Here is a 15,057-nt window from a genome sequence, read left to right as displayed (position 1 = left end):
TTAAGTATCGCGACTGATGACCTCAATAATATAGTCCATCACGCTGCGAGAGTAGATTAACGTGGTATGGCTGCGGTGGAAGATTTTGTGCTCGGCCATACCTTTTAATTTGGTTTCATCCAATAAAACAGTGCCATCTGAGCGACTGCCTTTTTGTAACAATGGCATTAAGCCGAGCGGCAGATCGCCTGCAATGCTATAAAGGCGTGCAGAAAATGGCCAGGTATTGGTCTCACTCAACAAATATTCGACACTATTTTTTAGCAAGCCATCAAGGCCTTTGTCATGCATATGTTTTGCAATGGCGCTGCCCTTATGTGGCGTGCCAAGCGTGATGACTTTTTCGACGTGCTGACTTTGCTGGGACGCGTTGGTTAAGTAATCTCTGGCTACCAAGCCCCCCATTGAATGGCAGACAAAAGCAGTGGGTTTATCACCGATAAACTGATCTATTTGATTGAAGATTGCCTGTCTGTTCGGGTCGAGCGTGTTGTAACTTAAATTTAGAATCTCACATCCGGTTTTTTCTAACCGAGTACAAAGCGGCTGCATCACAAAACCTGACATATAGAGCCCGTGAAGGACGACGATCCGCTTTATTTTCATGTTGAACCTTACTTAAGTTGTTGTGGCACTATTTGCACACTATGAGATGAGTCGCTGAGCCATATTTCGCCATCTTGAATGGTGGCTGTCAAATCCATGGAGCGGGCGAACAGCTCAGTCATTTGTGAAGTCGCAGAATAAGGCAAGCTGTATACGGTCAAATTACTATATTGATTTGCAGCTGATTGATTTTTCTTCCACCAAATCTCTTGGGTATTCTCGCCATAGGTGTATAGCACCACTTGCTGTGAACGCACAGCCGCTTTTTTAAGCCGCTTCTCATCAGGTAAGCCAACATCAATCCACAGCTCAATATCATCGGTCAGGTTTTTCTGCCATGCTGCAGGCTCATCATCTACACACAGCCCCTTGGTAAAGCTCAACTCTTCGGTGTACTGCAAAATATAGGCAAGTAAACGCACCATCAATCGCTGTTCATTTTCAGAGGGGTGCTGTGCCAAAGTAAGTGACTTATCGGTATAGACATGCCTATCCATATCACTGATATTTAGGTGTGCTTTTAGAATTGTAGATTTTAGGGCCATGTTAATATGCTGAGAGTTTTTAAAGGCCCAGTATATCAAGATTTATCTATCTGGTGCGTTTTACGTTAAAATAGTCACAGATTTTAGTTTTGGAGAGATTTTTATGGCCATCCAATGGTTTCCTGGACATATGAATAAGGCGCGCAATGAGATCAAAGAGATCATGCCGCAAATGGATGTCATTATTGAAGTACTTGATGCGCGTATTCCGTATAGCAGTGAAAACCCCATGGTTGCGCAATTACGCGGTGACAAGCCGGTCATCAAAATCTTAAACAAAGCGGACTTAGCTGATCCGGAAATGACCAAAGCTTGGATGGCATATTTTGAGCAAGAAGATGGTGTAAAAACCTTGGCATTTGGCCATGATAAAGCGGCTGAAGTACATCGTATTAATGCGCTATGTAAAAAGCTGGCGCCACATAAAGTGGGCCAAGATAAACAGTTGAAAGCGATGATTATGGGTATTCCTAATGTTGGTAAATCTACGCTTATCAACATTTTAGCTGGACGCATAGTAGCCAAAACAGGCAACGAGCCGGCGGTGACCAAAGCGCAGCAACGCATTCGCTTAGAAGACGGTATCATGCTGTATGACACGCCGGGCATGTTGTGGCCAAAAGTAGAAAACGAAAACTCGGGCTATCGCCTAGCCGCAACGGGTGCCATTCGTGATACCGCCATTAACTATGAAGAAGTGGCGAGTTATACCGCTGAGTATCTACTTAAGGCATACCCTGAATTATTAAAGAGCCGCTATAAAATAGATGAGCTGCCAGACTGTGATTGGACGTTTATTGAAATGGCCGGACGCAAACGCGGCTGTATTCGCGGTGGTAATCAGGTGGATACCCATAAAATGTCAGAGATCCTCATCAACGAACTGCGCGATGCTGTACTGGGCCATGTGACAATGGAAACACCGCAAATGCGTGAAGAAGAAGAACAGATGGTCGCTGAGATCCGCGCCGCAGCTGAAGCTAAAAAAGCTGCGCGTGAAGAAGAGAAGCGACAACGCCGCGCACGAGCGAGAAAAAACCGCCGCTAATTAAGCGGCCTCAGCCAGCACTGAGCGATTTCGTCCAGTGCTTTTTGCGTGATACAAAGCGGCATCAGCGCGTTTGAGTAGACCATCTTCTGATTCGTCAATATGATATTGTGCAATGCCGATACTGGCGGTGACCTTGACTTCACAGCTGCTCACTTTGAGCTCCTGGTGGATAGCATCGCCGATTTCTCGCCCTTGAGCCAAATCTGTTTTTGGTAACAAGACAACAAATTCCTCACCACCCCAACGACATACTGTACCTCTTTCACCTATAACTGTTTTACAGATATGTGCAACGTGCTCAAGTACTTTGTCTCCGACAAGGTGGCCATGGCGGTCATTGACCTGTTTAAAGTGATCAATATCTAGCATCATCATCACCAAGGGTGAAAACTGGTTACGTGCTTTTTGCAATTCAAGTTGCAGCTTTGGCTCAAAAGCTTGACGGTTGTACGTACTCGTCAGCTTGTCATAGGTCGCCATTTTTTCAAGACGTTTTTGGTAATGATTAAAAGTGAGTTGAGCACTAAATAAAATGACGCTGGTTATGACTATGCCCATCAGTAAGTTGATATATAGGCTGTCCGAGACTGAGTTATCCTGATCCAGTGATTGTTCGACAATAAGATACCAACCGAAGTGCTCTAAATAGCGAGAGTTAATAAATAATGTCGTATTTTCTTGTTCTAGGCGTAACTTATAGGTTTTATTGTCCAACAACTTAGCGCCGTGGTGACCAAACTTATCAGCGAGGGAGTAGTGGGTAAAGGTTGTGTCGTTATAAAACAACAGGCGACCTTTGTGATCGATAAAATAAATTTTTCTATCGTAGGTATGCTGATACTTATCAATTAAACGCTTCAAATGATCTAGCTTAATGCCAACACCTGTGATCCCTTTCACTGTATTGTCGACCATAATTTTGTGGTTCACGAATATTGTCGCCTGATGGTCGTCTCTTGGGTCTAAGTCAACATTGAGGGTGTAAGGTGCTGCGTTGTCCATGGTTTCTTGGTACCACTCATCTCTCGCATCAAGTGTGGTGTATTTACCATCATAGCGGTAGTAGGTTTTGTCATCACTGGTAACCAAAAAGCTGGTCACCGCGTCAAAGTCACTGCGTGTTTGGCGTAAATATTGAAATAAAACGTCCGGTTTTTTATCAGGGTTGGCTAACCAAGTGTGCAAAAAAGTATTGTTGGCCATTTGAGAGGAGATAATGATCGGTGCTTGCAACTGCTTTTGCAAGTCGGTATGGATAAGGTGGCTGGTCAATGGCAGCGCATCATTTTCAATACCGCGAAACAAAGACTGTTTTGCAATGAGCAAACTAAACCAGCTGGTAAATATAAACCCAGCTAATAAAAGCACCGTCAATATGCAGTTATATCGGTATCGTGTGTTAGTCATTGCACTAGATATTGGAACAAAGAGGCCGAGACTGTAGCAGTCAGGATGAAACCAATCCATTACACCAGATTACAGCTGTTTTTTACGAGCAATAAAAAAGGCCCTGTAAGGGCCTTTTAGGTTCATATCTACCGTCACCGATATGAGCAATGTAGCAAGTAAAATAGTAAGTTGGTTGTTAGTGACTCACGTTAAGGGGCGTTAATGCTCATCACTGACAACCTGTGGCTGTTTACGTGCGCCACACGTGTTTTTCGGGGTCGAGAAACAAAATCTGAGTACGTCAACAAAGTGAGAGGTTGTTCGCTTTGTTGAGATTGATTATCAATTAGATTTGAGTGGGTGTCAACATATATTTGAAAATAATTCTTATTTGCATTACTGGGCGGGTTTGGGGTGTACTTAACGCGTCGTTGAGAGTTATCTGGCTTGCGATAAAGCAGGCCTTGTAGTGTGTAATTATATTGAGTGACTAACAACAGATATGAATGGCAAGCAATAAAAAAGCCCGCAATCGCGGGCCTTTTTTGATCATATCTACCGTCACCGATATGAGCAATGTAGCAAGTAAAATAGTAAGTGGGTTGGGTGTGCTCTACTTAAGGGGCGTTAAGATAAAGCACATGCAACCTATGCATTTTACGTGTGCACCACGTGTTTCAGGGTCTTGAAACAATTTAGCGTACTTAACAAAATGAGCCGTCTACTCACTTTGTTGAGATTGATTATCAATTGTATTTTGACCTATGTCAATATGTTTTTGAAAATAATTCTCATTTGTATTGTTTGGTTGAAGATCTTGATTAGTGTATTCAGCGCGAGTAGGTGAAGTTGTGCATTGTACACTAGAGTTGGGCAAAGCGGCGTGTGTTGATCACATTCTGAAAATAGAAAAGCCCGCGGGTCAAGCGGGCTTTTTGTGTTCATATCTACCGTCACTGATATGAGCAATGTAGCAAGTAAAATAGTCGGTCTTTACAGGTTGCTTTAGGGGCGTAAAGCAACGCGTTATTACCTAGCGTGTTACGTTCGCTCAACGTGTTTCAGGGTCGAGAAACAAAATTAGAGTACTTCAACAAAATAAACCGTCACTTACTTTGTTGAGATTGATTATCAATAACATTTGTCTTGGTGTCAATACTTATTTGCAAATAATTCTCATTTATTTTTGGGCCGTGGCTGTTCCGAATATAGCTTGTGTTTGAATTTATGTTAAAATTATTTTGCTAGTTTGTTTTGTGAATGGATAAATACAAGAGCTAACATTAAAAGGAGATTATATGCGTAATTTAGCCTCTTTATTTGCTGCGCTGAGTTTGTTGTGCTGTAGCATAACTAGTGTGGCGTTTGAACGTGTTTACGAACCGTTTATGTACTTTATGTCTCAAGGTAAAGAAGTCAAAGTGGACTTTATAACTAAGCACCGGGGATCAGAAGCGAAATATATGCAACTGTTCGTTGATTGTTCTTATGAGTGCTCTCAAACTTGGTTTACTCAACGTTTGATGGAAGATTTTGTGCGTGCTTCGCAAAATAATACATTTTACGGCCGTTATTATATCGAAGAAGAACCTTGCTTTAACCCGTGGGGTGATTGCACACCAATGAGCCCTCCAATTGATGCCCTAAATGAAGAAACGCTTGAAGCCGTAATATCGCCGCAGCGTTCTACCAATCGTCGTTACCACAATACAAGTACAGATTCACGGGACAAAACTTTCGCTGACAATATTGCAGGTGGTGTAGATACGACCGCTGGTTTAACCGATATAGGGGCTATTGCTTCGTCAATTATTAATCGCACCAATAACACCCCAGGCATGCCGCAGGTCATGATCTGGGGTGAAAGGCGCGGATCTATGGGTCAAGTATATCCGACAAAGGTTTGCAAATTTAACGGTCACAATTGTGCGCCATTTACCAAGTGGGCATTTATCGCTGATTTTAATACTGACACTGTCACCGTGCATTATGAGGTGAATAAATCAAATCCAGCCTCTCGCGAATTGGAGTATTTATTGGAGGAGTCCTTGGCAAAAATGAACTGGATGTGCACAACGTCCGAAACAGGGACATTACCAAACCTCGCTGCGCAGAAAATGTGCTATTTAAAGTGATAAATCGTTATTTTAAGTACAGTGAATAATACAACCAAGCCCGGTTTTGCAATCGGGCTTGGTTGTATTTGATCTATAGAACGAGGTATAAAAGTTACATAAAAATAACAATAGGGGTGGTTTCATGGTCAGTACTTTGGGGTTAATTTTTGCATTGGGTGCGCTGATCTGGCTGACATTACGGGGAATGAACCTGTTTATTACGGCGCCTTTGTGTGCTGTGTTGGTGGCGCTTAGCAGTAATATTGCGCTGTTTAATGGCGCTGAAGGGGGCAATTTTGTTTCCTTGTATATGTCGGGGTTTGGCGGTTTTATCCAAGCTTGGTTTTTTATGTTTTTACTGGGGTCACTATTCGGTAAATTTATGGAAGACACCGGGGCTGCGGATGCCATAGCGCGTTACATCACTGACAAAATAGGGATGAAACATGCCGTTTTTGCGATAGTGCTGGCCTGCGCACTACTTACCTATGGTGGTGTCAGTGTATTTATTGTGGCCTTCTCTGTGTATCCAATGGCACTGAGCTTATTTAAAGATGCAAACTTACCTCGGCGGTTTATTCCTGCAGTGCTGGCATTTGGCTCGGTCACTTTTACCATGACTTCGGCGGGGTCGCCCGAAATACAAAACTGGATCCCAATTAAGTATTTGGGGACTTCCCCCTATGCGGCCTGGCAGGAGAGTTTGGTTGTCGCAGTTTTTATGGCTGTTTTGGGTTACTTTTTACTCGTTAAAATGATTAAAAAAGCAGTGGCAAATGGTGAGCAATTTGTTGCAAGGCATGATGATCCCATCGAAGACAGCCGCCATCTCCCTCACCCAATCACCGGTCTTGTACCGCTGTTCGTGGTACTGGCTTTGTCATTTTTTCTGCATGAGAAACTACAGCAAAGTGCTTTGATTGTGGCCTTACTGGGTGGTGTTTTGACGATCTTGGCAGTCAATTTTAAATATTTTAAAGACATCTCAAAAGCCATTAATCTGGGCACCACGGGGGCATTAGTGGCGATCGGCAATACCGCTGCAGTGGTGGGCTTTGGTGCTGTGGCTAAAGGCACACCAGCATTTCAAGAAGCTGTCGCTTTGATGACCTCTATTCCTGGCAATGAGCTGCTTGGCGCCGCTATTGCGATCAGTGTTATTGCGGCATTGACGGGATCAGCATCTGGTGGGCAAGCAATTGCATTACCGTTAGTTGCGCCGCACTATTTAGATTTGGGAGTCGATGAAAACCAGTTACATCGTGTTGTCGCGATTAGTTCGGGTGCACTGGATACCTTGCCACACAATGGCTATGTTGTGACAACGGTCCGCGCGATTTGTGGCGAAAAGCATCAGGACGCCTATTGGCCATTAGCAGTCTTAACAGTATGCGTTCCCTTGTTGGGCGTAGCCTTGATACTTGGGTTATTCATTTGGTTTTAATCGCAAGGTTGTACTGTAGCTTGGCTGTTGTCATGCAAAATCAATTGCATTGTACTAACTTTGACAAACACAAGGGCTGAGTCAAATCAGCAAACAGAGCACATAAAAGGAGAAAAATATGCATTGTCATGAAATTGATTACGAAATCATTGGCGAATCTATGCAAATGGTTGAAGTGGAGCTCGATCCAAATGAAACGGTGATAGCGGAAGCCGGCGCCATGAACTATATGCAAGATGGCATTAGCTTTGAGGCCAAAATGGGTGATGGTTCGGATGTCGACCAAGGGTTTATGGGTAAGTTATTCAGTGCAGGTAAGCGTTTAATAAGTGGTGAGTCGCTATTTATGACGCATTTCACCAATGAAGGCAGTGGCAAAAAACGCGTGGCTTTTGCTGCGCCATTCCCGGGTTCTATTCTCGCGTTAGATATGGCACAGCTAGGCAATTCAGTGTATTTACAAAAAGATTCATTTTTATGTGCGGCGCTAGGGACCAAAGTTGATATTGCATTTCAGCGTAAACTCGGCGCAGGTTTTTTTGGTGGTGAAGGGTTTATTTTGGAGCACTTACAAGGGGATGGAATGGCATTTGCCCACGCCGGTGGCACCGTTGTGGAAAAGCAGCTCAATGGAGAAACCCTCAGAGTGGATACCGGCTGTGTGGTTGGCTTTAGTGAAGGCATTGAGTTTGATATCGAGCGTGTCAAAGGTCTAAAAAGTATGTTCTTTGGAGGAGAGGGCCTCTTTTTGGCAACTTTGCGTGGTCATGGCACTGTGTGGATCCAAAGTTTACCATTCTCGAGGTTGGCGGATCGTGTGCTTGAACATGCGCCAAAACACGGTGGCAGCAGGCAAGGTGAAGGCTCCGTGTTAGGCAGTGTTGGCGATATTATTGACGGTGATTAAGCTTAAACACGGCTTATTTAATGCAGTTCAACAATGCAATATCGCAGCGAATGCGTTTTAATTGCAAATTGGCTGCATTTTAATCGACTTCAAGGATGATGTTCGCCTAAAGAGGTGATATACTCCCGCCGAATAATTTTTCTACTTTAAATAGAGTAAAACAATGGCAGATTTATCGAAATACAGAAACATTGGTATTTTCGCGCACGTTGATGCGGGTAAAACTACGACCACTGAGCGTATTCTTAAGCTTACTGGTAAGATTCACAAAACTGGTGAAGTACACGATGGTGAGTCAACTACTGACTTCATGGAACAGGAAGCAGAGCGTGGTATTACTATCCAGTCAGCAGCTGTTACTTGTGAGTGGAAAGGCCACCGTTTAAACGTTATCGATACTCCTGGACACGTTGACTTCACAGTTGAAGTATACCGTTCACTTAAAGTTCTTGACGGCGGTATCGGTGTATTCTGTGGTTCTGGTGGTGTTGAGCCTCAGTCAGAAACTAACTGGCGTTATGCGAACGAATCAGAAGTTGCACGTTGTATCTTCGTAAACAAACTAGACCGTATGGGTGCAGACTTCTACCGCGTAGTAGGTCAAGTAGAGAAAGTACTTGGCGCAAACCCACTAGTTATGACTCTTCCTATCGGTATCGAAGATCAGTTCACAGGTGTTGTTGACGTACTAGAAAAGAAAGCATACATCTGGGACGAGACAGGCCTTCCAGAAAACTATGAAATCACTGACGTTCCAGCTGACATGGTTGAGAAAGTTGAAGAGTACCATGAGATGCTAGTTGAGTCTGCTGTTGAGCAAGACGACGACCTAATGGAAGCATACATGGAAGGTGAAACTCCTTCACTAGAGCAAATCAAAGCTTGTATCCGTAAAGGTACACGTGACCTTGCTTTCTTCCCAACTTTCTGTGGTTCTGCATTCAAAAACAAAGGTATGCAGCTAGTACTAGACGCAGTTGTTGATTACCTACCGTCTCCAACAGAAGTTGATCCTCAGCCTCTAACTGATCCTGAAACTGGTGAGCCTACTGGTGACGTTGCGACAGTTGACGCTGACGAGCCACTTAAAGCGCTTGCGTTCAAAATCATGGACGACCGTTTCGGTGCACTTACGTTCATCCGTATCTACGCTGGTCGCATGAAGAAAGGTGACACGATCCTTAACTCTGCAACTGGTAAAACAGAGCGTATCGGCCGTATGGTTGAGATGCAGGCAGACGAGCGTAACGAACTTACTGAAGCACAAGCTGGTGACATCATCGCAGTTGTAGGTATGAAGAACGTTCAAACTGGTCACACTCTATGTGATCCTAAGCACGAATGTACTCTAGAAGCGATGATCTTCCCTGATCCAGTAATCTCTATCGCTGTTGCACCTAAAGATAAAGGTGGTAACGAGAAGATGGGTATCGCTATCGGTAAGATGGTTGCAGAAGATCCGTCATTCCAGGTTGAGACTGACGAAGATTCAGGTGAAACTATCCTTAAAGGTATGGGTGAGCTTCACCTAGACATCAAGGTAGACATCCTTAAGCGTACTTACGGCGTTGAGCTAGTTGTTGGTCAGCCGCAGGTTGCTTACCGTGAAACTATCACGCAAGAAGTTGAAGACAGCTACACGCACAAGAAGCAGTCTGGTGGTTCTGGTCAGTTCGGTAAGATCGACTACCGTATCAAGCCTGGTGAAGTTGGTTCTGGTTTCACGTTCTCATCTTCAGTTGTTGGTGGTAACGTACCTAAAGAATTCTGGCCTGCAGTTGAGAAAGGCTTTGCGTCAATGATGGAAGAAGGTGTTCTAGCTGGCTTCCCTGTACTAGACGTTGAAGTTGAGCTATTCGACGGTGGTTTCCACGCAGTTGACTCATCAGCAATCGCATTCGAAATCGCTGCTAAAGGCGCTTTCCGTCAGTCTATCCCTAAAGCGGGTGCACAACTTCTTGAGCCAATCATGAAAGTTGACGTGTTCACTCCAGATGACAACGTAGGTGACGTAATCGGTGACCTTAACCGTCGTCGTGGTATGATCAAAGACCAAGAAGCTGGCGCAATGGGCGTTCGTATCAAGGGTGAAGTACCTCTATCTGAAATGTTCGGATACATTGGTCACCTACGTACTATCACGTCTGGTCGTGGTCAGTTCTCAATGGAATTCTCTCACTATGCACCATGTCCGCAAAACGTTGCTGACGCGGTAATCGCTGCTGAGAAAGAAAAGAAAGCTGCTAAGTAATTAGCCAACACCTTTCTTTTTATAAAAACCGCCTTAGGGCGGTTTTTTTATGCGCCTGCCAATCAACCTACTTGGTAAATTGATTCACTTCGCATCTTCAATTCTTATTTAATGAATTTATTTATTTGTAAAATGTAAACAATTGTCAAGCAATAATTCCAATCCTTTTGGATTTTCCCTTTTTATAAAAATACACCTTTATCATGAAATAAATCAAATTATCAATAGGTTAAGTTGGCATATTTTTCTGATCAGGTATATGAAGCATGATTCTACTGGTTAAATTAACACCGTATTGTTGAAAAAAACTATCAAGCGAACTTGATTTAGGGACATGGCGAATTTATCATGTGCGGCTTGTAGTCTTTAGGTGAGTGAATTGAGTAAAATTTGGAGGTACTCATGAAAACAATCAACTTACAAATCAACTGGTACGTGTATTCATTACAGCTGATGGTGTTTATTCTACTGTACGTAATGTTTTTGAAGCTTGATCTCTCAATGATGGCAAAATTGATCGGTGGTGTGGGCAGTATTGCGACTATGCTGTCGGTGGTTAGTGTTATCTTTGGGAAGAAATACGTTCACATTGATAAGGCTGGTTTTAGTTATCGGACCTTTTCTAGAACATGTTATTTGCACTCCGATGATATTAAAGCGCTAAAAGTCACTAAAATAGCTGGTTCATATATACTCTCAGTGCAGTTACAGTCAAATAAGCAGGCTTCTTTTCCGTACTGGATGGCTAATCAAGATGAGGTGCTAAGGGCTGCTAAGCAGTTTGATTGTGCGCTAGTAGGCGCGTCGCTCTCAGAAGTTAAAGCTTAATAAAAAAGCGCCGCAAGGCGCTTTTTTATTGCATGTTACTTATGTATGCGACGTCTGAAAGCGAAGGGAAGTGCAAGTAGGCTTAACCAGCCAAAGCTGCCGCTTTGCTCTTCATCGGTGTCATCCACGTTTTCAATATGGATAATGACCTCAACTTGTTCAGAAAGGTTCCCAGCAGAGTCCTGTGCTTGAACTAATAAGTTTAGGCGGTTATCAAATTCATAGTCGAGTTCACCTGTGGTGACAATTTGTCCATTGGCATTAATACGCACAGCAGTGCTGCCAGAAACAATGAATTTCTCAACCGGTGTCTCTTCTGCATCTCTGTCAATAAAGTCAAGTATGCCGATCACAGAGTTGATGGGTGTGTCTTCTTTGACCGAGAAGCTTTGGCCCGTCGTGATCTCTGGAACCGGGTTGACTGGCGCTACCGGTGGTTGAGTTTTAAACTCAACAATCACTGGGTCGTGATCTGATGCACGATACATGTGCTCAGCATATAAGGCTGCAACATGGTGCTCTGATTTGAATTCCGTGTTGTAATCGAGCGCGATTGGTTCATCTGCACTGATATGCCAATCTGTTGCATCGGTCACTTTATCAAGTAGAGATTGACTTGCTAGAGCATGGTCTAAGCTCCCGATACGGGCACCGTAGCTATATGAGTAGCTGTGTGTATTGCCATCAATATGGTGGATCACATTGTGAAGGCCTTGGTTAGCAAACTCAGAGATTGGGTCTTCTTTCGCATAGGCATTCATATCACCAACGAGTAGGATATCTGCATCCTGATTGCCTGTCGGCTTGCTGTTTAACCACTCAGTAAAAAGGGTTGCAGCTTGTGTACGTGTCGCGTTCCAGCAGCCTTGGCCATCATTTTGGTCTTTGTCTAGTCCCTCTGCTTTGCTACAACTTCCTTTAGAGCGCAGGTGGCCTACGGCAAAAGTAAACTCTTCGCCTGTGCTGATAGCACGGAAGCTTTGGGCAATTGGTGGACGGTTCCCATAGTCAAATGGCTCTGCAGTGGTGAAGCTTGCAATTCCTGCTTCAGCTACTTTATCTGCACGATAAATAATGGCTGAAGTGATGGCGTCTGTACCAATTTTGTCTACATTGAAGTTCACAAATGCATATTGATTACTGGGGTTTGCTGCATTAAGTGCATTGACCAAAGATGCAATTGCGCTGAGTTCGTCAAAGCCGTCATTTTCTACTTCCATTAAGCCTAGTACGTCAGCATCCAATGCTGTGATTGCCGATACTAATTTGGCTTGCTGGCGCTGTAGCTCAGCCTCGTTGTCTGCGCCACGCGGTGTTGGGAAACCACCACCTTGGCCATCACCATTGAAGTAATTTAATACATTGAAACTAGCAATACGCAGATCGCCTTCTTCACTTAGGTCTGGGGCGTCTGTACGGGGATTGGTATTGACGAACTCGGGCGTCATGGTTGGGTGAATACGATATTTGCTAAAGCTATATGCTACGACACCGGTCACGCTGTTCGTGCTGTCACCTAAACGCAGTGTGTTATATGCATCAAAGCCTGTGCTAGGGTAAGGAACTGTTTCTGGGTTTTGCGTTGTGGAACCATCATCAAGCGTGATAGCTTTTAATTTATTGGTGGCTTCCACTGCATTGGCGGCTTCACCTGGCTCAGCAACTTGAGTACTTTGATACAGCCTTTCAGACGCAAGGCCGAGTTCGCCATAGCGAGATAGACCATAATTGTCTGTAATATAAAGTGGCTGGTTGATAGTAACCAACATGCCTTCAATTGCTTCAAAATCACTGAGGTCACTGACCGGTAGTGTCAGTTGGGTTGCGCTAAATTCAGCACTACCACAGATCTCAACTTGCTCTACATTGCCCAGTTGTGTTGAATCGTAGAACTCCTGAACTGTGCCTTTAATACGCACGGTATCACCAACGTTTACGTCTGAATTTGCATCATAAATAAATAGACCTTCAGACGTGCTTGGATCGGTATCCATATGAGCAGATAGTGATTGTACAAAGAACCCCTTAAGTTGGTTGTCTGCTTGTAAATCAGCGGTGACAACGCCTTCTAAGACAACGACTTGATCTTTAAGTGGACTAATCTCACCATTACCTTGAATTGCATTGATTGTGGTGATCGGATCGCCACACACTAAAGGCTCAGCTGGCGGCTCTATTGGCTCTTCACCACCGTCGTCTGTATTGCTCTGGCCGTGCACACCTAACCCAGAAAAGTCGTCTTTGTCGAATTGCAACCATTGTTCACTCGGGTCAAAAGCAGCATCAGCTGTACTTCGGCCGATAGTGACTTCTGGTTTACGACGCAGTGTTTTATCTTTTGTAATTACACCACCGCCTTCCCAGTTGGAGCCTGGATCTGTACCCAACTGGCCGAAACTGTCAACGATGGCATCTCCTTTATGCAGAACGACTGCATCATCACCATTAAACCAGCTGCCGCCGATATCTAAATCGGCTTTATCTTTGATTAGCGCCACTGCATTGCTATTGGCAATGACAAAAGTACCTTTGGCTGCGATTGAACCACTCAATGAGATATTGTTAGACGCACTGGTATTGCCGTTAGAGTAGTAACTCAAAGTGTAGTCTGACAGAGAAATCGCTTCATCAGATGTGTTATATAGCTCTATCGCCTTATTATTCGAGCTGCCCTCAATATACTCTGAAATAATGACTTGAGCTTGTGCAGATGCGGTTGTTGCAGCGATTAGCATCGCCAGTGGTGTTAGTTTTGTTTTTATCATAGTTGTCCCGTGTAGTGTATTTAGGCCCAAAAGGGGCCGACAGCTTACGGGGAGTATGTTACACATTAATGAATAAATGTTAATAATCAAGATAAAAAAAAGGAGCAATTTATTGCTCCTTTATAAAATATTCTTTAATTTTTAATTATTCATTGAGCCATATCGCGACTTGTTTAGCAAAATAGGTCAAAATGCCATCAGCACCAGCGCGCTTAAATGCTAAAAGAGATTCCATAACGACAGGTTTTTCTGCGAGCCAACCATTGTCAATGGCCGCTTTATGCATTGCGTACTCACCACTGACTTGATAGGCAAATGTAGGTACACCAAATTCGTCTTTTACTCTTCTGACCACATCGAGATAGGGCAAACCTGGTTTTACCATCACCATGTCAGCACCTTCTTGCAGATCTAGGGCAACTTCACGCAGTGCTTCATCAGAGTTTGCGGGGTCCATTTGATAGGTTTTTTTGTCAGCGCCTTTCAAATTGCCTGCTGAACCAACCGCATCTCTGAATGGGCCGTAATAACTTGACGCATACTTAGCTGAGTAGGCCATGATACGAGTATGAATATGACCAGCTTCTTCTAGGGCGTCGCGGATGGCCCCGATACGACCATCCATCATGTCTGACGGTGCCACGACATCCGCTCCAGCTTCTGCATGAGAAAGCGCTTGCTTAATTAAAATTTCAGTCGTGACATCATTTATTACATACCCACTGTCATCTATGATGCCGTCTTGGCCATGAACTGTGAATGGATCTAGTGCTACATCAGTGATCACACCTAGTTCAGGACAGGCAGCCTTGAGTGCTTGAATAGTGCGCTGTGCGAGGCCTTCTGGGTTATATGCCTCTTCCGCCATGAGAGACTTTTTATCTGCTGGTGTAACCGGAAAGATAGCGATAGCTGGCACGCCTAATGTGTGAAGTTGTTTTGCTTCTTCTACGAGTAAATCGATGGACAAACGCTCGATCCCCGGCATTGAAGGGATGGGTTCACGGCGATTTTTCCCTTCTAAAACGAAGACAGGATAAATTAGATCGGCTACGGTTAAAGTGTTTTCACACATTAAACGGCGAGAGAAGTCGTCTCGACGCATACGTCGCATACGTGTGTAAGGAAATAGATCTAGTCCTGATTGAGCCACA

11 protein-coding genes are annotated in these 15,057 nt (G+C 44.0%); 6 read left to right on the top strand and 5 right to left on the bottom strand.

What is annotated here, in order from left to right:
• Entirely contained in the window at positions 1 to 606 is a 606-nt protein-coding gene (locus J8M00_RS25420; RefSeq protein WP_211013190.1) for a DUF7379 domain-containing protein, read from the bottom strand.
• Between the two features lie 8 nt (positions 607 to 614).
• Positions 615 to 1,151 (bottom strand): YaeQ family protein, encoded by a 537-nt coding sequence (locus tag J8M00_RS25415; protein WP_023400243.1) that lies wholly within the window; start codon positions 1,149 to 1,151, stop codon positions 615 to 617.
• Between the two features lie 103 nt (positions 1,152 to 1,254).
• Here J8M00_RS25415 and ylqF point away from each other — a divergent pair, with 103 nt between their 5' ends.
• Positions 1,255 to 2,199, top strand: a complete 945-nt coding sequence (ylqF, locus tag J8M00_RS25410) for a ribosome biogenesis GTPase YlqF (protein ID WP_211013189.1) — start codon at positions 1,255 to 1,257, stop codon at positions 2,197 to 2,199.
• Here ylqF and J8M00_RS25405 read toward each other — a convergent pair whose 3' ends face one another.
• Positions 2,200 to 3,669 carry a sensor domain-containing diguanylate cyclase gene (locus J8M00_RS25405; protein WP_247687563.1) on the bottom strand — a complete coding sequence of 490 codons (1,470 nt, stop codon included), beginning with the start codon at positions 3,667 to 3,669 and terminating at the stop codon, positions 2,200 to 2,202.
• A 1,220-nt stretch (positions 3,670 to 4,889) separates the two neighbouring features.
• Between J8M00_RS25405 and J8M00_RS25400 the strand changes: the two genes are divergently transcribed.
• From J8M00_RS25400 to J8M00_RS25380, 5 genes are all read left to right on the top strand, one after another.
• Positions 4,890 to 5,726, top strand: a complete 837-nt coding sequence (locus J8M00_RS25400; protein WP_211013188.1) for a hypothetical protein — start codon at positions 4,890 to 4,892, stop codon at positions 5,724 to 5,726.
• Positions 5,727 to 5,850: 124 nt separating this feature from the next.
• Positions 5,851 to 7,152, top strand: a complete 1,302-nt coding sequence (locus J8M00_RS25395; protein WP_211013187.1) for a GntP family permease — start codon at positions 5,851 to 5,853, stop codon at positions 7,150 to 7,152.
• A gap of 118 nt (positions 7,153 to 7,270) precedes the next feature.
• The gene (locus J8M00_RS25390; RefSeq protein WP_211013186.1) at positions 7,271 to 8,059 is read left to right on the top strand and encodes a TIGR00266 family protein; all 789 of its coding nucleotides are present in this window, start codon (positions 7,271 to 7,273) and stop codon (positions 8,057 to 8,059) included.
• A 163-nt stretch (positions 8,060 to 8,222) separates the two neighbouring features.
• Positions 8,223 to 10,310 (top strand): elongation factor G, encoded by a 2,088-nt coding sequence (gene fusA / locus J8M00_RS25385; RefSeq protein ID WP_211013185.1) that lies wholly within the window; start codon positions 8,223 to 8,225, stop codon positions 10,308 to 10,310.
• A gap of 402 nt (positions 10,311 to 10,712) precedes the next feature.
• Positions 10,713 to 11,138, top strand: a complete 426-nt coding sequence (locus J8M00_RS25380; RefSeq protein WP_211013184.1) for a hypothetical protein — start codon at positions 10,713 to 10,715, stop codon at positions 11,136 to 11,138.
• Between the two features lie 35 nt (positions 11,139 to 11,173).
• On the opposite strand, the gene J8M00_RS25375 is transcribed toward J8M00_RS25380, so the two are convergent.
• Complete coding sequence (locus tag J8M00_RS25375; protein ID WP_211013183.1) at positions 11,174 to 13,903, bottom strand: ExeM/NucH family extracellular endonuclease; 2,730 nt, start codon at positions 13,901 to 13,903, stop codon at positions 11,174 to 11,176.
• Between the two features lie 145 nt (positions 13,904 to 14,048).
• A complete protein-coding gene (gene hemB / locus J8M00_RS25370; RefSeq protein ID WP_211013182.1) occupies positions 14,049 to 15,056 on the bottom strand; it encodes a porphobilinogen synthase in 1,008 nt (335 codons plus the stop codon).
• Position 15,057: the final 1 nt, after the last annotated feature.

The organism is Pseudoalteromonas luteoviolacea, from assembly GCF_018100925.1.
Classification (GTDB): domain Bacteria; phylum Pseudomonadota; class Gammaproteobacteria; order Enterobacterales; family Alteromonadaceae; genus Pseudoalteromonas; species Pseudoalteromonas obscura.
This window is presented reverse-complemented; position numbering and strand designations above follow the sequence as displayed.